Source organism: Amphibacillus marinus, from assembly GCF_900110345.1.
Classification (GTDB): domain Bacteria; phylum Bacillota; class Bacilli; order Bacillales; family Amphibacillaceae; genus Amphibacillus_D; species Amphibacillus_D marinus.
Map to the genome: position 1 here is coordinate 86,881 of NZ_FODJ01000006.1, position 25,355 is coordinate 112,235.

A 25,355-nucleotide genomic window follows, 5' to 3' on the forward strand; every position below is an offset into this window, starting at 1 on the left:
ATGCTTCACCTCCTGTTTCAATCAAACCTAGCTATTATAAGATTTGTTCGTGCAGAACAAAGGGGGCCTTACATCTATCCCCCCGTCATATCCATGCTATAACATACTGCTTCATAATTACCAGCGGTCAAAAGTATCTGACATGCGATTTGAGAGCAAATTGAGCATTGAAATAACACGTGAATACTCCATCCGCTTCGGTCCCAGTAATGCAATTGTACCAATTTGCTTCCCCGCTAATGAATAGGTAGCCGTAATTAAGCTACAATCCTGCATTTCATTAACTTTATTTTCATGGCCAATTGAAATATGAATACCTTCTGCTGAGGCCCTTAATAAGTTCGCAACCAAGTCTTCTTGCTCTATCATTGAATAGAGAGAATGGAGCTTACTTACATCATTAAACTCTGGCTGTAACAACATATTGGTAATTCCACCAATATAAACGTTATTAGGCTGTTGATCTAATAAGGCACCCTTCAAATAATTCATGGCCAACTCTAAATCGGAAACATAGTCAGTTAGAATTGCAATTAATTCTTGTTGTAAACGACTATGAAGCTTTACAATTGGAACACCTGTTAATTTTACATTTAGAATATTTACCAGTTTTTCTAAATCAGCAGGATTAATCTCACTCGGGATGGTAAACGAGCGATGCTCAACATGACCAGTATTCGTGACAAGAATTGCAACTGCAGTTGTCCGAGATAAATGAACAATTTGCAACTGCTTCAATGTTGTTTCATAAACTTCAGGCCCGAGAATGATCGATGTGTAATTCGTCATCTCTGATAGAACGCGAACTGACTTTTGAACAACCTGCTCAAATTCAACTAAATCCTGATCAAACACATTCGTAATAATCTGCTTGTCATCATGCGATAAATGAAAAGGCAATAGTAAATTATCAACATAAAATCGATAGCCCTTTTCTGATGGCACCCGACCAGATGATGAATGTGTTTTTTCAATATAACCCATCTCCTCAAGATCAGCCATTTCATTACGAATGGTTGCTGGACTAAAGGACACACTTGGTTTTTTTGATATTGCTCGTGATCCAATCGGTTGAGCTGTTTGGATGAACTCATCAATAATCACTTGCAAAATCAAAAGCTGTCTATTTGATAACATCGATGATCACCTCTGTTAGCACTCTTGATCTCCGAGTGCTAATTCTAATAATAAATTATCAAATTCATTAAGCATTGTCAATGCAAAAGCCTTTAAAAAATCAAGAATTAGCTAAAAGAATGGTTTCATCAAACTCGTCTAATAAAAATTGTTGAAAAACATCATTGCCAAATAATTGGCCTTGCTCAGTCATTCGAATACCTTCACTGGTGTCTTCTAACCAACGCTTCTCCTTAAGTGCTTCAATTACTTCACCATAGACCTGATCAATAGAGAAGTTATATTTACTTTGAAAATCTTGGCGATTTACACCTGTTCTTTTTCTTAAACCAAGAAACAATTCTTCTTCTACTTGCTCTTTCAACCCTATTTTTTCTGTATGCAAAACAGGTCGACCAGTAGCTTCAGCTGCCTTCACATAAGCAGGAAACGGGCGTAGGTTAGTAATACGTTCACCAGGTAAATAACCGTGTGCCCCTGCTCCAAAGCCATAATAGTATTGGTTATTCCAATAAGCAAGATTATGCTGGCTTTCATAACCTGGCACAGCAAAGTTACTCACCTCATACTGAAATTTCCCCTTTGCTTTCATTTCTGCTAATAAAAGCCGAAACATGTTAACCTCAACTTCTTCAGCAGGCTTATGAAGCTTACCTTTCTGATGACGTTGATAGAAAATTGTTTTAGGCTCTATTTGAAGTGCATACGAAGAATAGTGGGGCAAATCAAACGCCAACGCTTGCTCAATAGTGTCTGCAAAGCTCTCTACTGTTTGATTTGGTAGCCCATACATGAGATCTATACTGATATTCTTTAACCCATTATTCTGCAAAGCGACAATGTTTTGCTCAACATCATGAACGCGATGTAATCTTCCTAATGACTCAAGCAACTGATTATCAAATGCTTGTACACCCATTGAAATACGGTTGACGCCATAATTGCTTAACAGTTTAATTTTTTCAACATCTAGATCCCCAGGGTTTGCTTCAAAGGTATATTCAAGGACAGTTGGAACATCAAAGTGAGCAGCAATTTGGATTAATAGTCGTTCTAACTGACGTGCATTTAAAGCAGTTGGTGTCCCTCCACCAACAAAAATAGTCGTTACGTTTTGCTTATCAGTACCAAGGTAAGCATGCATTTCCTTAAAAAGCGCAGTTAAATATTGATCCGCCATTTTCTCTTCATAGAAGAATTTGGTGAAATCACAATAATGACAGATTTTTTCACAGAAAGGAATGTGTATATATACTGAATGAATCATAGCTTAGTTCTCCTTTCTCTCTCCACAATTTCTACTGTTATTCTTAATTTAATAGCCTATTGGTTATTTCTTTATTGGATTGTTAAATCCTTTTTACTAGAATGATGAAGCGATCTTGTTGACTTATTACGAAATGGTCATTAATTTCGCATTATTTTACTCATGTATCTTAGTATAGATCATTGCATTAAGCAAGTCATTGTATTTAATAACGTGTTTTCCGTTAATTCAAGTTAAAACTGTTGTAGTTAGCAAGGAGATTACTTAGTCTCATTAATTCCTTATACTAAATACAATTTTAAAAATTCAGAGAACAACTAATAAACACTATAAAAAACACCCCTTATCGAGGTGAATGATTGCTCTATCTTAATTAAAGAGAATAAGTCAGTTTTTTTACTCTAAGATTAAATCCATTACTTGATGACGTATGGAATCATGGAAGGCGTTGTCTTTCTTTGTAAAACCGATAATTTGTATAATCTCACCTTCAATGCCAATTACTTCGTGCATTTCACGGTAAACCTCTTCCATCCCAGCCAATGGTTGTAAAATTTGGACAGCAGGTCGTAGTGTAAATCCAGCAACACGTTGAGTAAGTCCGGTGATAACTTCACCAACTTCTATGTAATCAGATTGCGTTGGGTTTTCCAAGGCTAAAACAAGATATAATTCTTCATTAGCCAACCTTTCCTCAAAACTATTAATGGTTGCTTTTCCAAAGCTCTTCCATTGAGCGGTAAGACCTACGATTGGTGGAATAAACGTGTTCAGCGGCGGTCCAATTGTATTTAATGATAAGCCATAGCGGTATTTGTTTTTCTCCCATTTTGTAAAACGGAAAACATCTAGCATTTCTTCCATCGCTTGTTGATTTTCTGCTTCGATTTCAGTTGCAGTATAAAGATAATCTTGAAATTCACTTCTGTTTTCTTCAGCTATCCATTTGACAACATACTTCGGAGCAAGATCATGAATGAATTGGGTAGCCTCATGAACAGCAAAGCTAGGTTCTTCAGATTCACTTCCGGCTGAAGCAGCTGTAACGGAATCAATTGTCGAATCTTCATGTGCGTCGCTTGTGAATGTTGCAATAATTGGCAGTTCTTCTTCCATGTTTAGTGGATGATAATTAACTTCGAGTGCTATTCCTAATTGCTCAGCTGTAGCTCTTATTAAAGCAATAAAAGTTCCCTGTCCCATTAAAAGTTGCTGATAGTCAGGGTCAATAATAGGAAGGTGTTTAGTAAGGTCCGCATATAACACAAAAGATTGATCGTCAATTATTTTAATTTTCCAAGGTTGCATATTGTGACTACTCGCCGCTTGAATACCTGCTCTTATTAATTGAAATTGTGTTTCTGTCATTGAGGCCTGCTCATGATCATAATTATCTTGTGCACTATCATATTTTGTTTTTAAAAAAGTACCGTTCCATACTACCATTCCAGCAACAATACTTAACATTATAATCAAAACCATGATAAGCCACCTTCTTTTTTTAATCATTTCTCCACCCCTTCTAGTAAGTCACTAGCTAACTTTATTTGAGCATCAATCATTGCCTCCATAGTCAAACCATAATAATCGGCTAACCATTCCCCCTTACTATTGATTAACTGCGCAATGCCTTGAAGATGTCCCCATAAAAAAATCGCCAAATGTTGATTGAAAATGATCGGATCCAGATCTAATTTTTGAAAAATAGTCATTAATTCGAAGTTGTTTGCAATAGCTTGAATAGATTCTACTTGTTCTGGATAGTTAACAACGTAATTCATCTCATCATACCCAACAATTAAAGAACCTTTTATTGGATTATCGATCATAAAGTATAAATAGGCTTGTCCAAGATTAACAAGTTTCTCTTTAGCAGTTCTTCCTATAGAGAATGCCTTACTCATATCACCCATTAAAGATTCAAAGCTTCGTTTCACTATTGCCAAATACATTTCATCCTGACTACGAAAATAGACATATAAAGTTCTTTTACTTATGTCTGCTCGGGTGCAAATCTCATTACTTGATAGGTCTCCCCATTTTTTTTCACTTAACAGATCAAATAAGGCTTTAATAATATTTTCTCTGATTAAATGCTTTTTTTCTGCTCGCTCCATCTATCCACCCCCCAAAAGTATACTAAAGGTTTACTTTTTTAGTATAAAAGTATTGTTAAGCTATTGTCAAGCCCTAGAAATTAAGTTTGAAATTGGTAGTCAGCTAAAATAAAAAGCACATGATTCATTAATGAATCATGTGCTTAACAATTTTATCCTTACTCTTCATCCATTTTAAGAACTGACATAAACGCTTCCTGAGGAACTTCGACCGAACCAACCATCTTCATCCGCTTCTTTCCTTCTTTTTGCTTTTCTAGCAATTTACGCTTACGCGAAATATCACCACCATAACATTTTGAAAGAACATTTTTACGCATCGCTTTAATCGTTGACCTCGCAACAATTTTGTTGCCAATGGCTGCTTGAATTGGCACCTCAAATTGCTGTCTTGGGATCAGTTTTTTTAGTTTTTCAACAATTTGCTTCCCACGATCAAAGGAGAAGTCACGATGAACAATAAAAGATAAGGCATCAATTGTTTCACTATTAAGAAGAATATCCATCTTAACAAGATTGGAGGCTTTATAACCAATCATTTCGTAATCAAAGGAAGCATAACCTTTTGTCTGTGATTTTAACGTATCAAAGAAATCATAGACAATTTCAGATAGCGGTATTTCATAAATAACACTAACACGATTTTCATCTAGGTATTGCATATCAATAAAGTCGCCACGCTTACGCTGACATAGCTCCATAACGGCACCAACGTAATCATTCGGAACCATTACCGAGGCCTTTACATAAGGTTCGAGTACTTCTTCTATTGACTGGTTGTCAGGCATAAAGGAAGGATTATCAATTGACAGCATGTCACCATCAGTTTTTTTGACCTGGTAAATAACACTTGGTGCTGTCGTAATTAAATCAATATTAAACTCGCGCTCAATTCGCTCTTGAATAATCTCCATGTGAAGAAGACCTAAAAAACCACAACGGAAGCCAAAGCCAAGTGCTTGAGAGGTCTCTGCTTCGTATTGTAAAGCAGAGTCATTTAATTCGAGACGTTCTAATGCTTCTCTTAAATCATTATATTTACTAGCATCAATTGGGTAAAGACCACAGAAAACCATTGGATTTAGCTTACGATAGCCAGGTAGTGGCTCAGTCGCAGCGTTATTCGCTAGTGTGATCGTATCCCCAACACGTGAATCACCAACATTTTTAATTGATGCTGTTAAGTAACCGACATCACCAACTTGAAGCTTTTGTAAAGGTACGGGCTTCGGGTTAAAGACACCTACCTCATTCACTTCAAACTCTTTACCAGTGGCCATCATTTTAATACGATCACCGACTTTTACTGTACCTTCCTTTACCCTTATATAAGCAACAACGCCTCGATAAGGGTCGTACAAGGAATCAAAAATTAATGCCTGAAGCGGATTCTCATCATTACCAATTGGAGCAGGAATTCGGTCAACCACTGCCTCTAGAATAGATTCAATTCCAATGCCCGCCTTAGCACTTACTAATAAAGCTTCCTCACCATCTATACCAATAACATCAGTTATTTCTTGTTTGACACGTTCAGGATCTGCGCTTGGCAAATCAATTTTATTAATAACAGGAATAATTTCCAAATCATTATCTAGAGCTAAATATACATTTGCCAGTGTCTGTGCTTCAATCCCTTGAGCAGCGTCAACAACAAGAATTGCCCCTTCACATGCAGCTAAGCTTCGCGACACTTCATACGTGAAGTCTACGTGCCCTGGGGTATCAATTAAGTGAAAGATATACTCTTCATCATCATGATGTTGATATTTCAGTTGGACAGCATTTAACTTGATCGTTATACCACGCTCACGCTCTAAATCCATCGCATCTAGAAATTGCTCCTTCATCTCTCGCTGGGTTAAAGCTTTTGTTTTCTCTAGAATTCGGTCAGCTAATGTTGACTTACCATGATCTATATGTGCAATAATTGAAAAATTCCGCACCCTTTTTTGTGATCTCTCTTTTGACAATTTCATTCACTCCTATTTTCTCGGACAGCAATACTAGGTTGATTATAGCAGTGATGGCAAGATCATTCAATTGTTTTTATTACAGCGTAACACATCGAGAAGAAATTGATAGGTTGTCGATGATGCCCCGTACAGATTTCAAGTAATCCTTCAATCAACTTTCAAATTTCTACTAATTCTACTGGAAATTAGAGCATCTGGACGAATTCCGCTATAATTTTTACTAAACCTTCATATAAGAACAGTCCAACAGTTTCAATCATTTGCGCAACATTGAATAGCAAAGTTGATTGTGTAGTCTGATTCACATTAGTATCATTAGGTTGATCAGCTACCTGGTACAATTGTTCAGCGCTCGTTATAATTGGCAATTCCTTTTGCGAATAAATGACAGGATCTGTCTCCATAGGAGAGCTAGTCACTTGAGTACCCAAGACAAAGACAAAGACAATGATCCCTGCTTTTAAAAGCCATTTCATCTTGTACACAACCCTTTCGTTAAACCCTTAGTATAATTACTATTTCCCTTAACGTAACTAATGTCTATTAAGACTAGTCACTCGTACTCGTTGGTTCAGCATCCCAATAGAAATCGGCAAAAATCTCGGCAAAGGCATCTGCTGAACGATAGAGTTCCTCAAAACTATTGTCAACACCGCCAAACTCAATTAGCAGAGCTTGCTCTGAGATATTCTGATTGTAAACACCATTGCGACCTGTTCCACCCATTTCAACAACTCCTCTACTCAATCCAGGATAAGCTGCTTCTAATCTTTCATGAAGTTGTTTTGCGAGCTCGATATTTTTTTCATTCCCTTCAAAATCGGCACCTATTACAAAAAATAATCGTGCAAAATCCTCTCCTTCAATAGTGATCATCGTATCCTCATAACGTCTACTATCACGATGAAGATCGAAAACATATTCTACAGATTGGTTTTGTGCGATTGCCTCTTCTACGACTGGTCTAGAAGCATCGTATGATTGCCAGTATTCCAAACCTTCTTGATGCAAAACATTGGTGAAATCAGTACGATCTACAATTGCACCGATACCTTTATCAGCTAGACTTTGTTTTAACTGCTCACTTACTAGTGTCACATTGACGTCTGAGTGGAAAGCACTGTTGGGGTCATCCGTATTCTCTAAATGGGGTAAAAATGATTCTCGGTTATGGGTGTTATAAATAAAAATACTTGGATCATTTATTTGCTCAGGTTTGTCATCCTGTTCAGTTTTATCAGCACCGCTTGAATCAGTCACCAGTCTGTCCTCCATAATGATCTCAAGAGGTGGTGAGGATTCAACTGGTAAATTATCGTAATTCGTGTCTGCTTGTCCAACTATGATACGATATCGATATGGCTGGAAACCCGGGATCGTATTGCCAAAAAGAGTTCTAACATCTGAAAGATTAAGCTGGGTAGTTAATTGAAGCAATGTTTCAGATACTGATATGTTTGGTAATTCATCGGCATAATGTGCCCCTAATGCCCGGTACTCTGTTGCCAATAGCGCTAAATAAAGTGAACTATCAATATGTTCGCTAATTGTTGATAAAGTAGCGTTTGATAGTGCCTTTCCACGTGGAATATATGTTAATAAACCGATAATTCCATAGAGCGTCAAGCAAATAAGCATCCAGATTAGCATAGCCTTTACCATCATTGGAGCCTTAAATCCGCTTTTTTTATTACCCACCATTTACTAACACTACCTTCTCTTTTAGTATTTACTAGAGTCTATGATAGAGAAGGTGGTATTAGAACTATTTATCTTAACGAGTAAAGCTGTTTGCAACCTTACTATCAATATGCTGATGAAGCGCTCCGTTAATACCTGTTGCAATTACATTGGCCATATCATGAATTAGACCATCTATTTCCTTAGGAGTAACCATTAAATTATGACCTAACGGACTAAGCACTTCTGAAATGAGTTGCCGCTTTTCCTGGTCAGATAATTGACCAATCATACCAAATATTGCTTCTCGCTTTTCAGCATGTGGCATATCTTCTTCAGTTAATGTCTTTTCTCCAAAGTTAAGTCCAGCAGGAATTAAGCTTTTTGCTGGTTTATCTTGTTCGTTTAGTTCTCTGCCAAAGTGTTTAAACACATAGTCGATTGTATCACTGGTAATTGTAACGGCATCGACAACTGTCGGTACACCAATTGCAATCACCGGAATACCGAACGTCTCCTTACTTAGTTCCTTCCGTTTATTTCCCACTCCAGATCCAGGATGAATGCCTGCATCAGATAACTGAATGGTTGTATTCACTCTTTCAATCGAGCGAGAAGCAAGTGCATCAATTGCAATAATAAAAGCAGGCTTAATTTGCGCGATTAAACCATTAATAATATCGCTTGTTTCAACACCCGTTACCCCCATAACTCCAGGTGAAAATGCTGCAACAGGACGATAGCCTTCCTCAACAAGCTCTGGATGATGATCAAATAAATGTTTTGTTACTAAGATTTTTTCAATAACCTCTGGCCCTAACGCATCTGGGGTAACATAGCCATTACCCAAGCCGACAATAAGGCAGCTTTCATCTGCTTGAATCTCATTTTTAATCAGTAGCTCGGCCAACAATTGACTTAAGACCTCTGCCGTTGTTTGTTGGCCATCCGTATCGTGTTTTTTTATAGCATTCGATTCTAAGGTAATATAGTGCCCAGCTTTTTTATTGATTTTCTTTTCCCCTTCTTGGTTAACTTCAACATATGTGATCGTGTAGCCTTGAATTTTTTTTTCAATTACATTAACGCCGCTTGTGCTCTCTTTCTGTTGCTGTGACGACACCCCCTCACTTACATACATTTCTTTTGCTTCAACAGCTAAATCCGTCCTTACCTCTAGTTGCTCATTCCGTTCCAAAACGACCCCTTCTTTCATTTTAATATTGTTAATACTTTAGCCGAAACTAACGTATTTCATACAGAAAACGAGGCGAACAATTAGTACGAATCCATGTTAATCTTGTTGAGATTAAAAATATTTTACTCGGCTTCTGCGATTTATATTGAAAACTTAACCAAGCTTTGGTACAATGTCATTTGTTCCATAATATTTTTATTGTGGATGTGAACAGGTGGAGGTGAAAAGAAATGGCTAATATTAAATCAGCAATTAAGCGTATCCGTGTAAACGCAGATAGCCGCGCGCAAAACGCACCGGTAAAATCTGATATGCGTACACATATTAAACGTGTTGAAGTACTAGTTAGTGAAAATAACGTTGAAGAAGCGAAAGTTGCTTTAAACAATGCAATTAAAAAAATTGATAAAGCAGTTCAAAAAGGCATTATTCATCGAAACAATGGTGATCGCCAAAAATCTCGCTTAACTAAAAAAGTTAACGCACTAAGCGCGTAAATGTCATTGAAATGACCAACACAAAAAAAGATCCTTTAAATAAAGGATCTTTTTTTGTGTATAACAGAACAGTTTATAGTCATTTGACTAACCGATACAACAGCAGTTCAAACGCTAACAGCTTATCGTATTTCCCCTGCTTTATGAGTCGATCTGTGTTTGCGCAGGCATCAATACAAGCGTATAATTTCTCAATACTAAACCGCCGCTCTCGCTCCGCAGCCATTTTAACCACAAAAGGGTGTAGTTTTAACTGTTGTGTGATTTGTCGCTGATTATAGCCCTTCTGAATTAGTGTTTTTACTTGATAAATTGTGCGCAGTTGCGAGGCTAACAAGGCAATAAGTGCAATGGGTTCCTCATTTAGCCTTAAAAGATCCTTAAAGGTCTGAATCGCTCGATTTAAATCTTTCGCTATTACTGCATCAACAAGCTTCAGCCCAGATGTTTCCCCTTGATGCGAGACAAGTTCTCTAGCTACCGCCTCTGTAATATGACGTTGGTCTTGACCAATATAAAGAGAGAGCTTTTCAATTTCTTTTTCGATTAGAGCTAAATGAGCACCCGTCTCGCTAATTAATAGTTCTTTTGCTTGCTTCTCAATCGTTAAGCCATACTTCTCGATTAACTGATCAACCCATTTCTCTATTTCCCATTCTTTTATCGTCGCACACTCTATGTACATCGCTTGTTTTTTTACTAATTTTGTTATTTTCTTTCGTTCATCAAGTTTTTCGTAGGGCACAATAATAATGACTGTTGCAAAATCAACTGGGTGATTAGTAAAATTTATTAAGGCTTCAATATTATGCTCAATGTTAGTTTTAACCTGCTTTGCAGTAAGAAAATAAGCACGATCGATAATAACTATTTTTTCATCGCCAAAAAAAGGATAGGTTTCAGCTTCTAATAAAGCTGTATCAATGGTAGCCTCCTCCATGTCAAATTTAATGACATTATCCTGCCGATCTGCCTCAGAAAGTTTACTGTCAATAACCTGTTTCACAGCCGATTCAATTAAATATTGCTCTTCCCCTACAAGTAAGAAAAAATTCTTCTTCGTTTTTTTTAACTCTTTTTGTGCATCAAGATAATTCATCAATAGACAACCCCGTTCAAAATAACTATCTCTTCTATCGTAATGCTTGTTGCGAAATTTGACAAGAAAAAAGAAGGACGCTTTTAAGTGTCCTTCCCTATTTATATGAACGGTTGGGGAACAGACCTAGGCTCACTGCTTCCCAATCGATGTTTTAGCAATCCTTTTCAAGAAGACTAATTTGTTTCTACTTTTATTCTCGCCAATTATAGCTTTGCTACGCTTGTTAACTGTTGCTAACACAGTTAAATTTACCTGTTACATTCAATCATAGCTTATGGAATAAATGGATAAAACGTTCCTTTTTTACTTTGATTTGAAAAGAAAAATTGTACCGCACCATTTTTATCCGTCCGAAGAATAGTAATACCCATTTCCCGAAGCTGGTCGATAACAGCTTGATGTGGATGTTGATAATGATTATTTTTACCAACTGAGATCAGTGCAAAGTCAGGCTCTAATTGGTTAAGAAAATCAAAATGACTAGATGAAGCGCTCCCGTGATGAGCAATAGATAATGTGGTAACAGCTAATTGAGGGAAATTATTAATAATGTTCAGTTCAACATCTTTACTAATGTCACCAGTTAGTAGCCAAGCTTGATCAGCAAAATTAGTTTGCAAAACAAGTGAATTATCGTTAGCGTTGCCCCAATCCTTGAACGGACTAATGACAGTAAAGCGTTGACCTCTAATCATGAAGCTTTCACCATAGTTAACTGATTTATGAGGAGCATCTATCGATTGAATAATATCTGTATTAAAGTAAGGACTCGTTATAATTAAGCCAATCGAAAAATCCGCTACAAGTGGTGCTAAGCTACCGATATGGTCATGATCTTCATGGGATAGGATAACGGTATCAATTTTGTCAATCCCGTAATAATAAAGAAAAGGACGTATTCTTTGCTCATACAGCCGAGGCGAAGGGGTTGTGAAATCACCACTATAACTACCACCCACATCATAAAGAATAACGCCCTTTCGATAAGGTAATTCAATAATTATAGTGTCCGCCTGCTCGACATCCAGCATGGTGACCTTACCGAGCGGATTTAAATAAGGTCGAATGTTCATTACAAATAGCAAACATAGCAGTGCTATAAATATGCTAACTGTTTTTTTAACTTGTTTGCGTTCAAAGCATAATAACAAGAGATAAATCAGCAAGAAATAGAAAAGAATAAAAAAATCAGGTTGTCTACCGAAGATAATTGGCATGTATAAATACTTATTAAAGAAATCAATAATCTGTAAAATAGCTTGATCAACAATGCTAATAAGGCTATTAAGCAAACCCGTTAAATATGGAAACAGAAAAGCAATGATTACTGCTGTTACACTGAGTGGAACTAAAATAAGTGAGAAAATAAAACTAAAAAAGAGATTCAGAAATATACTAAATGGATTAAAAATATAGAAGGTTTGAATTTGAATGGGTAAGGCAACGAACATACTCAATGAGGTTATAAATATTGGCTTTACATGCTTAGGTAAGTCGCTAAGTATTTTTTTAGAAGTAATAATGAAGAACGAAATTAAAAATGAAAACTGAAAACCAAGCTGAAAAATAAAAACTGGCTTAAGAAGTAGCAACAGTACAAATGCTATACTTAAAATATCTAAGCTTAAAAAATACTGTTTAAATTGCAAAGCCATCAAAGATAACCAAGCAACAATTGCAGCACGCCATACAGAGGGTGTGCCACCAGCAAAAAAAGGCATAAAAATTAACAAAATGATGTTAAACCAAACAGTTGTTTCTTTAGTAACTCGAAAAAATTTGAGCAATATTAAAGAAAAAATCGCAATCATTATATTAATGTGTAACCCAGAGATGGCTAAGAGGTGCGAAAGATGCCATTTGGTAAATAAATCTATAGTGGGAGCATCAATTAATGACCGATCACCAAAAACAAGGGCGTACATCCATTTTAATGCATCTTGGTCGTAATAACGCTCTAAATAATTGAGCAATTGACCTTTAAGCAAGGATAATTGCCCCAGCCAATTTATACCCTGACAGACCAAATCTTCACTGTTATTAACGACAACCTGATACAAAACGCCCTGATTTCGTAAATAGCGTTGATAATCAAATTGACCAGGATTAGTAGCTTGATTGATAACCTCTATCTCTCCAGTGATCATACAGGTTGCTCCAGCGACAACCACAGTGGCATTAGAGTTAGAGAAATCAACAATTAACACTTTATTGCCCTGTTCCGCTTTTATGATAAACGATCGAAAGCTTCCCTGCTCATTATTAATTGAAAGCACCTGGCCTAGCAATCGATCCTCACTTTGTTGCATATATGTTTGGTTAAAGTGACCTGCATAATGATATTTAAAGAAAAAAATGACTACCACTATACTTAACAGTTCCAATAACCTTAGTCTTTTGTTTTGATAAAGATAGCTCAAAAACAGAAGCGCACTAATAAGGATAAGTCCGTTTATTTGATACTGAGCCCAAAAGAAGCCAGCCAGTGCAGCTACAATCAGCAAATGACCTTTTCCCCGTAACAAAATAATCTCCTTTACTATAGCTTAATTAAAAGATCTAAGGTACCTTTTACTAAAGGAATACAGCTAACCTCTACATTTGCCTCATTAAACAATTCAATGGCATATGGGTGGTTTTTATAAGCAGTTGCATAATAGACTGACTTTATGCCTGCTTGGATAATCGATTTACAGCATTGAAGGCAGGGAAAATGAGTGACATAAATTTCAGCATTTTCAGTCGGAACACCAAATTTGGCACATTGAAGAATTGCATTCATTTCCGCATGAACGGTTCTAACACAATGTCCATCAATAACATAGCAACCTTCATCTACACAGTGCGCACTTCCAGAAACACTTCCATTATAACCGCCAGCTATAATTCGCTTATCTCTTACAATTGTTGCTCCTACTGTCAAGCGTTCACAGGTACTTCTCAAAGCAATTAAATGGCTTTGCGCCATAAAATATTGATTCCAAGATATTCTTTCCATATTCATTCTCCTTTAAAGGATTTAATATAAATATTATTTTTTTAAGGGGCGGTCACTTGGTCAATAAATTTTTCAATCGTCTTCACCCCAATGCCAGACACCTCTGTTAGTGCTTCAACCGATGTAAACGGACCATTTTGCTCACGATATTGGATAATTGCTTCTGCCTTTTTTGCGCCAATACCAGGTAGTTGCTGAAGTTCTTCAATTGTCGCTAAATTCAATCTGATTTTTGTTTGATTTGCTTGGAGAGCTTGATTAGATATACCAGCTTCAAAATCAGCCTCTTCTGGTACATAAATAATCATTTCATCATAGACGCGTTCTGCTAAATTAACTTGTGTTTGGTCGGCTAGCTCTGTAAATCCACCCGCTTTTTCAATTAAATCGACAATCCGGTCTCCTGCTTCAAAACCTAGTACACCTGGTTGATAAACAGCTCCTTTTATATCAACAAGACCACCTTCATCAACCTGTTCATCATTAACAGACCATTCTTCTTCAACTGCTAAAGTGTTTTTTTCAAATGATTGCGACAAGCGGCTACTATTGCTGAAGCCAAACTCCCAAATTAAACCGCTTGCTAGCACAAAGACAACTATTACAATTAACAGATGATCAATTAACCATTGTTTCATCATTAAACTCCCTTCAAGCTTTAAAGCTATTTGCTTGTTTAATGATTCTACAAAAGTTGAGAAATCCCTTTTTGGTCTTCACCTAATAATCTGCATTTTTCACTAGTTACAATTAGTGATTGTTAAGTTTTTATTAGCAAATTAAAGATAATCATTTAAAATATATTTAAAAATTTTAATTATTTTTTACAAACAAAAAATAATCGATCGCCCTGCTCATCTGCTTGATCAGCCACTAATTTAGTCTGTTGAAAATTAGCAAAAATATCAATTGTACTAAAGCCCGCATCATATAAGAGTTGTTGGTAATAAAGAGCGGAGTATGTTAACTGATTGTGTTGCTCCTCAAACCGGTGATAAACGCTATCAGTTCGGTCCTTAACAAAAAAGGTTAAATCATGGATCATCTCGCCTATTTGGGAACCTTGCTCACAGAACCAAATGTATGAGAAATCATCTGCAACCTCGGAAAAAACTTGATTCACCATATTGTCCCTTACATGCTTAATGCTATGAACATCAAAAATAAACAACCCCTGATTGCGTAATGATTGAGCAATAGCATGTAAAGCCGCCCTTACACTTTCTTCACCCGGTAAGTAATTGATGACATCACAATAGCTAACAATTATATCTAGGTCTTGAAACCCTTCAAGCTTAGAAATATCTTGTTTAATCCAATTAATAGCCAAATTAGCATTTAAAGCTCTTGCTGATGCTTCAGTTAGCATATGCTCTGACAGATCAACTCCCGTTACTGTATAGCCTGCTTCAGCTAATTGGCAAGTTAGTCTGCCGGTTCCACAGCCCAAATCTAACAATTGATTAGCTGGCTTTAAATTATAGTTACGCACGCAGAATTCTGTAAAACTCACCCACTGCTCATAAGGAGCATCAGCCATCAAGCGATCATAAAGCATGGCCAAATCCTGATATGCCATGCTCCTAATCCTCTAGAGCTAGTTGAACAATTGGTGCATCGCCCCACAGCTTTTCTAAATTATAATAACCTCGCTCCTCTTGATGAAAAACATGACAAACGATGTCCCCTAAATCAATTAAAATCCATCTTGCTTTATCGAACCCTTCAATGCGTTTGACAATCGTGTTATTCTTTTCAGCTTGCTCTTTTACCTCACGCGCGATTGCTTGAGCTTGGCGCTCATTTGTAGCGTCACAAATAACAAAGTAATCAGCGACAAACGATACGCTTTGCATATCTAATGCGATAATATCCTGTGCCCGTTTATCATCACAGGCTTTAACAACCAATTTTAATAATGCTTCATTAATCATGAATATGTTTCCTCCAATTTCCTTTTTAAATCGTTATACATATTTAATGTTTCTGGATAAATTAAGCGCTCATGCTCAATTAAGAATTTTATCGAATTTCTTACAGCCATGAAACAAGCTTCATTCAGACTTGTCTCGGCCTTCTTTCGAACGTGATCAATGCCGGTAAAATTTCTACCTGGCTCAATATAATCTGCTAAATAAATAACTTTTTCAAGCATGCTCATATGAGCATGGCCTGTAGTATGCCAAAAAACAGCATTCTTGATAGCCTCATCCACAATGCCCAGCTCATTTTCTAATAAAACTGACGCTACAGGGCCATGCCATAATTCGTGATGGTAGGATAATAAATCAATTGGCAGTCGGAAAGTCCTGATAATTTCTTCCATTTCAGTTAAATCGCGGTATTTGGCATAATCATGAAAAACAGCTGCTAACATTGCTTGTTCTTGATCGACATCAAAGCGATCAGCTAATGCAATAGCCACATCCGTCACACGTTCTGTATGGGCATACCTACTTGCATTAAGTTGTGGCTTTACCCGTGCTAAAGCACTAGCTTTATTCATATAATCGTCGCTCCTTTATGATTTCCATAACTTTTGGCGGAACTAGATAATGTACCGGTTGATTACTTGCCAGTCGTTCTCTAATTTCTGTCGACGAAACATCAAGACTAGGTCCGTTAATAAGCGTAACTGGGTATGGTGTTAATAACTGATAATCTGGTCGTTTAACTCCGACAAATTGGGCAAGCTGAACAAGGTTGTCAACTTGATTCCATTTTGGTAAATACTCTACCATATCAGCCCCAATGATAAAATAGAAAGATAAATTAGGGTATCTTTCTATTAACGCAGTTAGCGTATCAATTGTATAGGATTTGCCTTGTCTCTCTATTTCAATTAACTCCAACTTAAATCGGTCATCACAATCAATTGCTGCCTCAAGCATAGCTATACGGTCTTTAGTAGCTACATGTGCGGCAGGCTTATGTGGCGGTGAAGCGGAAGGAATGAACCAGACTTCATCTAATGCCAATTGCTTGTATACCTCATCAGCTATTGCTAGATGACCAATATGTGGTGGATCAAACGTACCACCTAATAGCCCTATTCGTTTCATTATTAACTCTCTATGGCAATTGCAGCGTCTTATGCTCAATTGATTCTTTATAGAGCACAATAACACTACCAATAATCTGCACGACTTCAGCGCTTGTCCCTTCACCAAGCTGCTCCGCCACATCTTCTTTCTCCTCAAGGCAGTTTTGGAGCACTGAGATTTTAATTAGCTCACGTTTTTCCAAAGCTTCATTAATTTGCTTAATCATATTTTCATTTACGCCTTCCTTACCAACTTGAAAAATTGGCTTTAATTCGTGCGCCTTACTTTTTAAAAAGCGCTTTTGCTTACTCGTTAACATAAGATAATCATCCTTTATACATCTACTTGTATTTTTCGTTCAAATAATGGCAAAATTAGATCAGCATCAATCGTTACCCCCGACCATAGTTCAAAGGCAATCTTACCTTGATAAAGCAGCATTTCATGACCATGGTGAACGGATGCACCCCGTGACTTTGCCTGGTGCAAGAAGCTGGTCCAAAACGGTCGATAAACAATATCACATACTAAAGCGCAATCTTGCAAATTAGTTAAAGAGATAGCCTGATTGCTCACATCAGGTTGCATACCTACCGAGGTTGTATTAATAATAATTGTATAGTCCTGTAAAGTTCTCTCTGCTTCTAAATAAGAAACAACCGATACGTTTTCAGTATGGTTAGTTATAGAAGCAAGCTCTTCAGCCCTTTGAATAGTGCGGTTAGCTATTGTTATTTTTTTAAAACCCTCTTTAGCTAAGGCAGCATAAATACCTCGACACGCCCCGCCAGCTCCTAACAAAAGCACGGCTGCCCCCGCATGAAAAAATTGCGGATAGCTTTTCTTTAAAGCTTGGACAAATCCCTGACCATCTGTATTATAGCCATACCATTTCCCATTCTTTGCTACAACAGTGTTTACCGCACCTATTGTCGCAGCATCTCCCTCAATAAAATCTAAGAAGGGGATAATACGCTCTTTAAAAGGAATGGTGACATTAAAGCCATCGATCTGACAAGATTTAAACTGTCGGATCTCTTGGTCAAAGGTAGCCGGATTCATTTCAAACAGTTGATAGCCCCCCGTACCACCCACTTGTTTAATAAACTGCTCATGAATCCAAGGTGATAACGAATGCTGGATAGGATGTCCAATAAGACCTAGCTTCATTTTCCTCTCCCCTTAACTAAATAATAGCATCACGTTTCATAATGGGTACATCATATGGTGTTGATACAGTAATAGTTGCCGGTTGCCCAGAGAGTGTGATCCAACCCAAACCGGGAAAGACAATGTCTGTCTTTTCAGCGGTTACTTTAATCGTGCGTTCTTGCAATGCAGGGAAATGCTCAATTTCACTACTTGGTGGTGATAGCAATCCACCTAAATGCTCTTGATACAGACTATCTGCTTTTTCAATCTTGGTGCGATGAAGTTCAATACTATTTGCAAAATAGCAAACAAAGGCCTGGCGTTCACCTTTAACAAAATCAAATCGTGCTAAGCCTCCCACAAATAGAGTTTGTTGTTCATTGAGCTGATAGACCCGTGGTTTAATTTCTTTAGTTGGCGTAATCACTTTTAAATCTTTTTTTGATAAATAATGGGCAATTTGGCCACGATTAATGACACCCGGTGTGTCAAATAAAGAAGATTGTTCATCCAATGGTATTTCGATAAAGCCTAAAGTTGTACCTGGGAAATACGATGTGGTTATGGCATCCTGTTCACCTGTTGAATCATTAATTAAGTAATTAATAAAGGTTGACTTTCCAACATTTGTACAACCAACAACATAAACATCTTTCCCTTTTCGATAAGACTCAATTGCAGCTTTAACATCTTGGTAACCTTGGCCTGTTTTTGCAGACACTAAGCAAACATCTTGTACCGTTAAGCCCAAATCAGCAGCGGCTTTCTTCATCCAATGCTTTAAGCGATTTAAATTTGTTGACTTTGGTAGTAAGTCCACTTTGTTAGCAACTAAAAGAATCGGATTTTTCCCAGTTAAGCGATGCATACTTTTAATAAAGCTACCACTAAAATCGAAAATATCGACAATCTTTACAATTAAGCCATTCGTCTCGCCAATTTGGCTAATCATTTTCAAAAAATCGCTATCAGTATAAGGAACATCTTGCACTTCATTGTAATGCTTTAATCGAAAGCACCTTTGACAAATAATCATTTCATTTTCTAAGGCAGAGGCAGGAACAAATCCAGGCTTTTCTTTATCCTCAACTTGTATGCCAACGCCACAGCCCTGACAAACCACCTGTTCGAAATCTAATCGTCCCATTCAATTAACCCCTTTCTCTTGAAATAATTTAATATGCGTCGCTCTAACTGACGATTAAATTTGGTTGCTTTATCATCAGTTGCCACAATTGGAACAACCAAGATCGTATGGAATCCACCACGATTACCACCAAAAACATCAGTCATCAGTTGATCACCAATAACAACGACTTCACTTCGCTTTAACCCCATTGCTCTGGTAGCCTTAATAAATGCTTTTTTTAGCGGTTTTTTAGCACGGTAAACAAACGGTCTGTTTAATGGTTCAGAAAACAACGCAACTCGGTCTTTTTTATTATTAGAAATAATCGTGACTTCAATTCCGCCTTCCTCCATCCGCTTAAACCAATCTAATACCATTGGTGTTGCATGAGCTTGATTCCAAGCCACTAACGTATTATCTAAATCAGTAATAACCCCTTTTACACCTTTGTCCTTTAGGTGCTCAGGTGTAATTTCAAAAATACTTCTTACATATTGGTCTGGTAAAAAACGTTTTAACAAGACTTGCCACCTCAATTTACTCTTCATTAAATGTTGTTCTTTACCATCATAAACAATTTATCGTCTTCTTTCAAAAACTATTTTCGAAATTGGGCAAAAAAATAACGTTTTTCTAATAATTATTCCTTTCTAGTCAAAAGAACAGTCAAACATTACTTTTTAAAAAATTGCTGGCAAACAAATTAAATATGCGATAAATCGTTCGACAAATTCAAACTATTTTCGAATATGTGGATAGTTTTACCCACAATATAAATACCGCTATCAAAAGTTTTATAGTTGTCTTACACAGTTTTATTCACAAGTTATCTACAGGGTGTGTAGATAACTATCAACTTGTGTCAATTCCAATATTTTGGTATGGTTACGGTACATCGCAACAAGGACAGTTAATTTGATACAGGGAGGTAATGGAATTGAATCATTTATCAGATGAAGGCTTGTTAGAATCTTATCATAAAGCTACCGAATTGAATCTAGATCGTGAATTCATTAAGTTAATTGAGCTAGAAATAAATCGTAGATCACTTACGCATCTGATCAAGTCCATCGCTACCATTTAAATGTACATCGCTTAATTCTTATGGACAGACACAATTGTTAAGCATCAATCATAAAGATAGCATATAGGCATTTGCCAAAAGCTTGGAGGTGATCATTTGTCGACTATTTTAAGTGCATTAACCTTGCTGATTAAAGACGCCCTGTTCTTTGTCTCTTATGTTAAAAATCATGCCTTTCCTATGCCACTTGATCCAGATGAAGAAGCGAAATATTTAGCACTGATGTTGAAGGGTGACGACGATTCACGTAACAAACTGATTGAGCATAATCTGAGGCTCGTCGCACATATCGTTAAAAAGTTTGAAAACACAGGTGAAGATAATGAGGATTTAATTTCAATCGGAACAATCGGTTTAATAAAAGGGATTGAAAGCTACTCGCCAGACAAAGGTACCAAGCTAGCTACATACGCGGCTAGGTGCATTGAGAACGAGATCTTAAAGTCAATAGTGTAGCGGGAAAAAATGTTAAAAGGTGAAGATATCTAAATGATCTTTAAAAGAAAATGGCTTCCGCTTGCCCCAGCTATAATAGCCTGATGAAGAAACGCCCAGTAGATTGAGCACACTGTTAACAGAAATCTTGCGTTCCTTCGCTGTCAAACGTGTTGCTTGGTAAATAGATTCTGTTAATCGTTCAGTGTGCGGATAGCCTTTTTTAAACTATCAAGTGCATCTTTTGAATCCCTTAATTCCTTCTTTAAGCGTGCGATTTCCTTTTCAGCATCAGATCCATCATTCCCTGATCCTCTGTGATGAACAACACCATGATTAGCTTCAGAACTTCTCACCCACTTACTTAAGGCAGACTTACTCACTTTTAGATCGCTCGCGACTTGTTCATGTGAGTTGCCTGATGAATGATAATAGTTGACAGCGTCCTGTTTGAATTCTGCACGATATTGTTTAGACATTAACCATTTCCTCCTCGTTTAGATCCTTTAATTTTATCACTAAACGAAGAATTGTTTCTTTTTCTCCTCTCCGACTTCTATTCTAGCAGCACCTGTGTTTTAATTGAAGAATCGAGATTGAGTCGATCCCAAATTCATAGAAATCTGATTCTTCATCCACGTTATCCAACTCTACTTCAAATGATTCCGCGATAAACCTTTTCAAGTGCACTACTATCTCTTCTTTTATACTAACCACTGTTTTCAACCCCTCTACTCCATTTCCGTCTTTCTAGCAACAATGCTCTAGAAGAAAAAGTAATGACAAAAATATTTAGATACTTTTTCAAACCCTAATTTCTCCGCCAACCTTTTCGAAGCCGTATTCTCCTCTGTACAATCCCAATATGGCACATTATTTATTTGCAAACATTCATTGATTAATGCATGGGCACCTTGAAAGGCATACCCCATACCCCTATGTTTTTCTTCTGTTACAACCCCTATTACCTGTGTCTCTCTATGGACAAAAGCAGAATAACAAATACTCGCTATCTCCTCCTCGTGAATAATACAATAACAAAGTCCCCCTTTTTCTAAAAATGTTTTAATTGAGCCCCAGTACAACTCTACTTCTGATACTAAAAATTCTATATTATTGATTTTTGTATTCATTAGAAAATCATGAGTAACCTTTATTACCTTACCCTCGTTAGTATAATCTCCAGGAATGTCCTTAACCGAAGCTGGCCATGTATATACAAGTTGCGTACATTTATCCAATTTACGATGTTTAAATGTTTCTTCCAACACAGGATTCCATTCATAATGCAAACCAGATATTTCAAAAAAATTAATACCAGCCTTTCTTGCGCTTGGAATAATCTCTTCATCAATAAATTGATTCAGGTAAGGAACAAATTCCGAGTTATTTACATCCCCCGCAATTAAAAATCCTTCTAAACCTTTATTCCAAATCAAAGCTGTTTGAGGCACCCGTACATTGTCCACAAATATTCTGCTCGGATTATTTAACTTGATAATTGAATTTGCTTCAGGAACACGAGCATTGCCTTTCAATAAAGGCTCTACTAATTCAAAATCTTTTTCTTCTAATTCATAAATCATTTTAGGCACCTCCATAGGTAGAAGAAGAAATAGAAAATAGTGATACTATGTCAAGAAAATAGACACAGATTTATTCTACCGCGCTTTGCTTGGTCGCCATGATAAAACCGTTTAAATAAAGATCGATTTAAACGGTTTTATCATGGTAAATCAAGCGACTGAATTTTGATACAACTTTTCAAATTCGTTAGGTGTATAATAAGCCAACGTCGAGTGAATACGCTTTGAATTGTAGAAAAACTCAATGTATTCAAATAACAGCTTCTTTGCCTGTACCCTTGTCTTAAAGGACATTTAATAGACCAATTCACGCTTAAGAATAGCGTGAAAGGATTCGATACAAGCATTGTCATGACAGTTTCCTTTTCGACTCATGCTACTAACCATTTTGTATGTGCTTACTAATCTCTGATACGCATGTGAGGCGTATTGCACACCTCTATCTGAGTGATGGATAACACCTATCCCTGGCTGTTGTCGTTTGCAAGCCATTTTCAATGCGTTTATAACCAATGTTTTGGTCATCGTTTTATCCATGGCCCAACTGACAATTTTACGCGAATATAAATCCATCACGCTCGCCAAATACAACCAGCCCTCATGTGTGGGGATATAGGTGATATCCGTTACCCAAGCTTCGTTTGGTTTACTTACTTTGAATTGGCGATCCAAAACGTTCTCATACACAGGTAGCTGGTGTTTGGCATGGGTTATCGCCTTGTATTTTTTGACCGTACAGGACTTCCATTGGTTTTTTGTCATAATACGAGATACTGTCCGTTCACTCACCTTAATGCCTCTTCTTTTTAAGGTTTTAGCAATTTTTATGCTTTCATAGCGTTGCTTGAATTCTAAGTGCGTTTGTAGAATTTTTCGTGCTAACTTTTCATGCGTTTCTTGTCGATCACTTTTTGGTCGGCCAATCCATTTAAAGTAACCACTTTTCGACACTCCCAAAACGCTACACATCTTCTCCACTCGATACTGGGAGCGGTGTTCATGCATAAATGCATATTTTACCGAGGGCTTTTCGCGAAGAAGTGCATCGCCTTTTTTAGGATGTCATTTTCCTCCTTGAGATCACGCATTTCCTTCTGAAGTGCTCTAAGTTCAGCTGCTTCTGATGAGTAAGACTTCACAGCCTTTATATCAGCTTTTTCACCCAACCATGCACTGTATTCACGTTCACCCCAAGTTCTCTTGCCACCTGAGCAACAGACTTATTGTGTTCATGGATATACTTAACGGTTTCCATTTTAAATGCTTCCTCAAATTGTCTTGCCATGTAGAAACTCCTCTTTACTTTTTATAGTTTTATTATAACAATCTGTGTCTACTTTTTAGTCTAGCATCAGTATTTGCTTTAATCTCCTTGTATTCAATTGAAAAGGTCTTGGTTGGGATAACCCCTCAGCTATTCGAACAGAAACTTTGTCGGCTTCTTCAGTTTCTTTATCCACATCACTTGACGAATAATATTTATCTAATTCTTCTCCAATTTCTTCATATGTTTTGTTTCCTTTAACCTCTTCTTCTGAAAGACTAATAAGGTATTCTGAGGGTTTCAGTCCATCCGTTTTTTGTAAACCAAAACTGGTATTCCATAATTCTCTTTTATACTTTTCAGAGTACTTATAGTCAACTTCTTCATATGGTCTATCTTCTCCAAACATTCTCATCACCTCTCTTCTATTATACCATAAACAGCATTAGCTTTTTCCCATTTTCAATTTAAACATCACTCCTCATTTATTGAGTTATTTCATCTCTTATCACCTATTCTCGACCTTCTAGCATACGATCGTAAGCGTCAAATAAACCAAACATATGAAACCTGAACGCATCATGAGATAATCGTTTTAGATTAAAAATGATGCAGGAGGTTCTTAATGTCAAAGAAACATAACCTATGGCAAGCGCGTCTTGAATCGTGCTATGAAAGTAAATAAAGTATGGCGGCGTGGAGTCGACAGGAAAACGTCCAGATCCACCAAATGTATTACTGGAAGAGAAAACTTAAGCAACAAGTTGAGGCAGATCATGAACAACCCATTGATTGGCTATCATACGCGCAAATAGCCCATCCATTATCGACAGATCAAGCGGCGATCGTCATGCATGTTGACCAATTGTCTATCCATATTTACCTCCATGTCGATCGTGAATTATTAGCGAATGCTATTCATCTCATGAAGGATAGCTCGTACTAGCGAATTTTAACCGTGCCTACTTAGCGTGTGGGGTAACGAACCTTCGGAAATCCATTGACGAACTCGTCGTGATTGTCAAGGAATCTTTTGAGCTCGACCCATTTCCGCCTACGCTATTCGTTTTCTGTAATCGACAACGGGATAAAAAGATTATCTCATTTGGAGGCTGTGTTGCATACGTGTGTAGTATTTGACACTTACGTTATTAAACCCGCTTTTACATCATCTCTTAATTTTGTCAATGCCAGACGGTCAATAAAATCCTCCTGAATAACCGTCGTGTATGTAATCAAGTATTTCGTTCGTTGCTGCCTTTTCTTTGCACAGAGCTATTTGATCTTGGACACTGTAGCCCTTTTTCGCCTGTTCGTCTGAACTCACTCTGACATAGATGGCTTTCATGCAAGCCGCTCTCCTTATAGATGGTATATAAATACTCATAACAAGCACGCTTAGTTATGTCATTTAATTTGGTGGTCTTTGCATATACTTCATCCCCTTGGTAGAGCATATGCAATAGCCGCTTGTCTACTTGATCAATTTTAGCTAAGAGCAGGTATAAGTATTAACACTACAATTGAATATCTTTAACACAATTTAAGCATTTTTGCCGAATTTTGCGATTGCCTAGGAAATAGTTTTTAATTAATTGCATAGTTGCCTATCTACTTTTAAATACGAATATTAACAGAAGGATAATTACTTAGCCTGACAACTGACTTGCTTTTTCCAGCTTCAGAAAT

At 37.0% G+C, this 25,355-nt stretch carries 28 protein-coding genes and 3 pseudogenes; 5 read left to right on the top strand and 26 right to left on the bottom strand.

From position 1 onward, the window contains the following. Positions 1–117 precede the first annotated feature (117 nt). The 8 genes from hrcA to gpr all read right to left on the bottom strand — a co-directional run bounded on the left by hrcA (position 118) and on the right by gpr (position 9,393). The gene (hrcA, locus tag BM000_RS09570) at positions 118–1,137 is read right to left on the bottom strand and encodes a heat-inducible transcriptional repressor HrcA (RefSeq protein ID WP_091497377.1); all 1,020 of its coding nucleotides are present in this window, start codon (positions 1,135–1,137) and stop codon (positions 118–120) included. A gap of 100 nt (positions 1,138–1,237) precedes the next feature. Further along, positions 1,238–2,404 (bottom strand): radical SAM family heme chaperone HemW, encoded by a 1,167-nt coding sequence (hemW, locus tag BM000_RS09575; RefSeq protein WP_091497380.1) that lies wholly within the window; start codon positions 2,402–2,404, stop codon positions 1,238–1,240. Between the two features lie 396 nt (positions 2,405–2,800). After that, positions 2,801–3,886, bottom strand: a complete 1,086-nt coding sequence (locus BM000_RS09580; RefSeq protein WP_143063921.1) for a hypothetical protein — start codon at positions 3,884–3,886, stop codon at positions 2,801–2,803. A gap of 23 nt (positions 3,887–3,909) precedes the next feature. Continuing rightward, complete coding sequence (locus tag BM000_RS09585) at positions 3,910–4,521, bottom strand: TetR/AcrR family transcriptional regulator (protein ID WP_091497385.1); 612 nt, start codon at positions 4,519–4,521, stop codon at positions 3,910–3,912. A 158-nt stretch (positions 4,522–4,679) separates the two neighbouring features. Next, entirely contained in the window at positions 4,680–6,500 is a 1,821-nt protein-coding gene (gene lepA / locus BM000_RS09590; RefSeq protein ID WP_091497388.1) for a translation elongation factor 4, read from the bottom strand. Between the two features lie 182 nt (positions 6,501–6,682). Next, positions 6,683–6,973, bottom strand: a complete 291-nt coding sequence (locus BM000_RS09595; protein WP_091497391.1) for a hypothetical protein — start codon at positions 6,971–6,973, stop codon at positions 6,683–6,685. Positions 6,974–7,046: 73 nt separating this feature from the next. Beyond that, the gene (gene spoIIP / locus BM000_RS09600; RefSeq protein ID WP_091497394.1) at positions 7,047–8,198 is read right to left on the bottom strand and encodes a stage II sporulation protein P; all 1,152 of its coding nucleotides are present in this window, start codon (positions 8,196–8,198) and stop codon (positions 7,047–7,049) included. 73 nt (positions 8,199–8,271) lie between these two features. Continuing rightward, entirely contained in the window at positions 8,272–9,393 is a 1,122-nt protein-coding gene (gene gpr, locus BM000_RS09605; protein ID WP_091497397.1) for a GPR endopeptidase, read from the bottom strand. Between the two features lie 212 nt (positions 9,394–9,605). On the opposite strand from gpr, the gene rpsT reads away from it, so the two are divergent. After that, positions 9,606–9,872, top strand: coding sequence for a 30S ribosomal protein S20 (gene rpsT / locus BM000_RS09610; RefSeq protein WP_091497399.1), 267 nt, complete (start codon positions 9,606–9,608; stop codon positions 9,870–9,872). A 79-nt stretch (positions 9,873–9,951) separates the two neighbouring features. Here the strand turns inward: rpsT and holA are convergent, their stop codons facing one another. The 12 genes from holA to BM000_RS09670 all read right to left on the bottom strand — a co-directional run bounded on the left by holA (position 9,952) and on the right by BM000_RS09670 (position 19,818). Beyond that, a complete protein-coding gene (holA, locus tag BM000_RS09615; RefSeq protein WP_091497402.1) occupies positions 9,952–10,971 on the bottom strand; it encodes a DNA polymerase III subunit delta in 1,020 nt (339 codons plus the stop codon). A 275-nt stretch (positions 10,972–11,246) separates the two neighbouring features. After that, positions 11,247–13,499: a DNA internalization-related competence protein ComEC/Rec2 gene (locus BM000_RS09620; RefSeq protein WP_177178264.1), complete on the bottom strand. Its 2,253-nt coding sequence runs from the start codon at positions 13,497–13,499 to the stop codon at positions 11,247–11,249. Between the two features lie 14 nt (positions 13,500–13,513). Continuing rightward, entirely contained in the window at positions 13,514–13,972 is a 459-nt protein-coding gene (locus tag BM000_RS09625) for a ComE operon protein 2 (protein WP_091497407.1), read from the bottom strand. A 41-nt stretch (positions 13,973–14,013) separates the two neighbouring features. Then, entirely contained in the window at positions 14,014–14,613 is a 600-nt protein-coding gene (locus BM000_RS09630) for a helix-hairpin-helix domain-containing protein (RefSeq protein ID WP_091497410.1), read from the bottom strand. A 176-nt stretch (positions 14,614–14,789) separates the two neighbouring features. After that, on the bottom strand, positions 14,790–15,551 hold the full coding sequence (locus BM000_RS09635; protein WP_091497413.1) for a class I SAM-dependent DNA methyltransferase: 762 nt from the start codon (positions 15,549–15,551) through the stop codon (positions 14,790–14,792). A 4-nt stretch (positions 15,552–15,555) separates the two neighbouring features. Further along, positions 15,556–15,906, bottom strand: a complete 351-nt coding sequence (gene rsfS / locus BM000_RS09640; RefSeq protein ID WP_091497416.1) for a ribosome silencing factor — start codon at positions 15,904–15,906, stop codon at positions 15,556–15,558. Further along, on the bottom strand, positions 15,903–16,478 hold the full coding sequence (gene yqeK / locus BM000_RS09645; RefSeq protein ID WP_091497419.1) for a bis(5'-nucleosyl)-tetraphosphatase (symmetrical) YqeK: 576 nt from the start codon (positions 16,476–16,478) through the stop codon (positions 15,903–15,905). Before yqeK ends, rsfS begins: the two co-directional genes overlap by 4 nt. Next, entirely contained in the window at positions 16,471–17,034 is a 564-nt protein-coding gene (locus tag BM000_RS09650) for a nicotinate-nucleotide adenylyltransferase (protein WP_091497421.1), read from the bottom strand. Before BM000_RS09650 ends, yqeK begins: the two co-directional genes overlap by 8 nt. A 10-nt stretch (positions 17,035–17,044) precedes the next feature. Continuing rightward, the gene (yhbY, locus tag BM000_RS09655; RefSeq protein ID WP_091497424.1) at positions 17,045–17,335 is read right to left on the bottom strand and encodes a ribosome assembly RNA-binding protein YhbY; all 291 of its coding nucleotides are present in this window, start codon (positions 17,333–17,335) and stop codon (positions 17,045–17,047) included. Positions 17,336–17,349: 14 nt separating this feature from the next. After that, positions 17,350–18,186 (bottom strand): shikimate dehydrogenase, encoded by an 837-nt coding sequence (aroE, locus tag BM000_RS09660; RefSeq protein WP_091497427.1) that lies wholly within the window; start codon positions 18,184–18,186, stop codon positions 17,350–17,352. A 16-nt stretch (positions 18,187–18,202) separates the two neighbouring features. Further along, the gene (gene yqeH / locus BM000_RS09665) at positions 18,203–19,315 is read right to left on the bottom strand and encodes a ribosome biogenesis GTPase YqeH (protein WP_091497430.1); all 1,113 of its coding nucleotides are present in this window, start codon (positions 19,313–19,315) and stop codon (positions 18,203–18,205) included. After that, positions 19,303–19,818, bottom strand: a complete 516-nt coding sequence (locus tag BM000_RS09670; protein WP_091497432.1) for a YqeG family HAD IIIA-type phosphatase — start codon at positions 19,816–19,818, stop codon at positions 19,303–19,305. Before BM000_RS09670 ends, yqeH begins: the two co-directional genes overlap by 13 nt. 416 nt (positions 19,819–20,234) lie before the next feature. Here BM000_RS09670 and sda point away from each other — a divergent pair, with 416 nt between their 5' ends. After that, positions 20,235–20,381 (top strand): sporulation histidine kinase inhibitor Sda, encoded by a 147-nt coding sequence (gene sda / locus BM000_RS09675; RefSeq protein ID WP_091497435.1) that lies wholly within the window; start codon positions 20,235–20,237, stop codon positions 20,379–20,381. Positions 20,382–20,477: 96 nt separating this feature from the next. Then, positions 20,478–20,822, top strand: a pseudogene (locus tag BM000_RS09680) (sigma-70 family RNA polymerase sigma factor); the annotation flags it as partial. A 188-nt stretch (positions 20,823–21,010) separates the two neighbouring features. Here BM000_RS09680 and BM000_RS09685 read toward each other — a convergent pair. The 5 genes and pseudogenes from BM000_RS09685 to BM000_RS09715 all read right to left on the bottom strand — a co-directional run bounded on the left by BM000_RS09685 (position 21,011) and on the right by BM000_RS09715 (position 24,075). Then, positions 21,011–21,295 (bottom strand): transposase, encoded by a 285-nt coding sequence (locus tag BM000_RS09685; RefSeq protein ID WP_091497442.1) that lies wholly within the window; start codon positions 21,293–21,295, stop codon positions 21,011–21,013. Positions 21,296–21,377: 82 nt separating this feature from the next. Further along, the gene (locus BM000_RS17190) at positions 21,378–21,533 is read right to left on the bottom strand and encodes an acyl carrier protein (protein ID WP_177178265.1); all 156 of its coding nucleotides are present in this window, start codon (positions 21,531–21,533) and stop codon (positions 21,378–21,380) included. A gap of 47 nt (positions 21,534–21,580) precedes the next feature. After that, positions 21,581–22,402, bottom strand: a complete 822-nt coding sequence (locus BM000_RS09695) for a GNAT family N-acetyltransferase (protein ID WP_177178266.1) — start codon at positions 22,400–22,402, stop codon at positions 21,581–21,583. 150 nt (positions 22,403–22,552) lie between these two features. Beyond that, positions 22,553–23,687: pseudogene (locus BM000_RS09705) on the bottom strand (IS3 family transposase). A 55-nt stretch (positions 23,688–23,742) separates the two neighbouring features. Continuing rightward, a complete protein-coding gene (locus BM000_RS09715; RefSeq protein WP_091497456.1) occupies positions 23,743–24,075 on the bottom strand; it encodes a hypothetical protein in 333 nt (110 codons plus the stop codon). Between the two features lie 279 nt (positions 24,076–24,354). Between BM000_RS09715 and tnpA the strand changes: the two genes are divergently transcribed. Next, complete coding sequence (gene tnpA / locus BM000_RS09720) at positions 24,355–24,612, top strand: IS66 family insertion sequence element accessory protein TnpA (protein ID WP_143063924.1); 258 nt, start codon at positions 24,355–24,357, stop codon at positions 24,610–24,612. A 23-nt stretch (positions 24,613–24,635) separates the two neighbouring features. Further along, positions 24,636–24,806 (top strand): annotated as a pseudogene (gene tnpB, locus BM000_RS17195) (IS66 family insertion sequence element accessory protein TnpB); the annotation flags it as partial. Positions 24,807–24,864: 58 nt separating this feature from the next. Here the strand turns inward: tnpB and BM000_RS16650 are convergent. Then, positions 24,865–25,053 carry a recombinase family protein gene (locus BM000_RS16650; RefSeq protein ID WP_218144094.1) on the bottom strand — a complete coding sequence of 63 codons (189 nt, stop codon included), beginning with the start codon at positions 25,051–25,053 and terminating at the stop codon, positions 24,865–24,867. Positions 25,054–25,355: the final 302 nt, after the last annotated feature.

Excerpts from the sequence above, each read along its gene's own strand:
- BM000_RS09585 (WP_091497385.1), bottom strand. The coding sequence starts at position 4,521 with ATGGAGCGAGCAGAAAAAAAGCATTTAATCAGAGAAAATATTATTAAA.
- spoIIP (WP_091497394.1), bottom strand. The coding sequence starts at position 8,198 with ATGGTGGGTAATAAAAAAAGCGGATTTAAGGCTCCAATGATGGTAAAG.
- BM000_RS09580 (WP_143063921.1), bottom strand. The coding sequence starts at position 3,886 with ATGGTTTTGATTATAATGTTAAGTATTGTTGCTGGAATGGTAGTATGG.
- BM000_RS09715 (WP_091497456.1), bottom strand. The coding sequence starts at position 24,075 with ATGTTTGGAGAAGATAGACCATATGAAGAAGTTGACTATAAGTACTCT.
- holA (WP_091497402.1), bottom strand. The coding sequence starts at position 10,971 with ATGAATTATCTTGATGCACAAAAAGAGTTAAAAAAAACGAAGAAGAAT.
- BM000_RS09630 (WP_091497410.1), bottom strand. The coding sequence starts at position 14,613 with ATGATGAAACAATGGTTAATTGATCATCTGTTAATTGTAATAGTTGTC.
- lepA (WP_091497388.1), bottom strand. The coding sequence starts at position 6,500 with ATGAAATTGTCAAAAGAGAGATCACAAAAAAGGGTGCGGAATTTTTCA.
- gpr (WP_091497397.1), bottom strand. The coding sequence starts at position 9,393 with ATGAAAGAAGGGGTCGTTTTGGAACGGAATGAGCAACTAGAGGTAAGG.
- yqeH (WP_091497430.1), bottom strand. The coding sequence starts at position 19,315 with ATGGGACGATTAGATTTCGAACAGGTGGTTTGTCAGGGCTGTGGCGTT.
- BM000_RS09625 (WP_091497407.1), bottom strand. The coding sequence starts at position 13,972 with ATGGAAAGAATATCTTGGAATCAATATTTTATGGCGCAAAGCCATTTA.
- BM000_RS09595 (WP_091497391.1), bottom strand. The coding sequence starts at position 6,973 with ATGAAATGGCTTTTAAAAGCAGGGATCATTGTCTTTGTCTTTGTCTTG.
- BM000_RS09685 (WP_091497442.1), bottom strand. The coding sequence starts at position 21,295 with ATGTCTAAACAATATCGTGCAGAATTCAAACAGGACGCTGTCAACTAT.
- yqeK (WP_091497419.1), bottom strand. The coding sequence starts at position 16,478 with ATGAATAAAGCTAGTGCTTTAGCACGGGTAAAGCCACAACTTAATGCA.
- rpsT (WP_091497399.1), top strand. The coding sequence starts at position 9,606 with ATGGCTAATATTAAATCAGCAATTAAGCGTATCCGTGTAAACGCAGAT.
- aroE (WP_091497427.1), bottom strand. The coding sequence starts at position 18,186 with ATGAAGCTAGGTCTTATTGGACATCCTATCCAGCATTCGTTATCACCT.
- hrcA (WP_091497377.1), bottom strand. The coding sequence starts at position 1,137 with ATGTTATCAAATAGACAGCTTTTGATTTTGCAAGTGATTATTGATGAG.
- hemW (WP_091497380.1), bottom strand. The coding sequence starts at position 2,404 with ATGATTCATTCAGTATATATACACATTCCTTTCTGTGAAAAAATCTGT.
- BM000_RS09650 (WP_091497421.1), bottom strand. The coding sequence starts at position 17,034 with ATGAAACGAATAGGGCTATTAGGTGGTACGTTTGATCCACCACATATT.
- BM000_RS09635 (WP_091497413.1), bottom strand. The coding sequence starts at position 15,551 with ATGGCATATCAGGATTTGGCCATGCTTTATGATCGCTTGATGGCTGAT.
- BM000_RS09695 (WP_177178266.1), bottom strand. The coding sequence starts at position 22,402 with ATGATTTATGAATTAGAAGAAAAAGATTTTGAATTAGTAGAGCCTTTA.
- yhbY (WP_091497424.1), bottom strand. The coding sequence starts at position 17,335 with ATGTTAACGAGTAAGCAAAAGCGCTTTTTAAAAAGTAAGGCGCACGAA.
- tnpA (WP_143063924.1), top strand. The coding sequence starts at position 24,355 with ATGGCGGCGTGGAGTCGACAGGAAAACGTCCAGATCCACCAAATGTAT.
- BM000_RS16650 (WP_218144094.1), bottom strand. The coding sequence starts at position 25,053 with ATGAGTATTTATATACCATCTATAAGGAGAGCGGCTTGCATGAAAGCC.
- rsfS (WP_091497416.1), bottom strand. The coding sequence starts at position 15,906 with ATGATTAATGAAGCATTATTAAAATTGGTTGTTAAAGCCTGTGATGAT.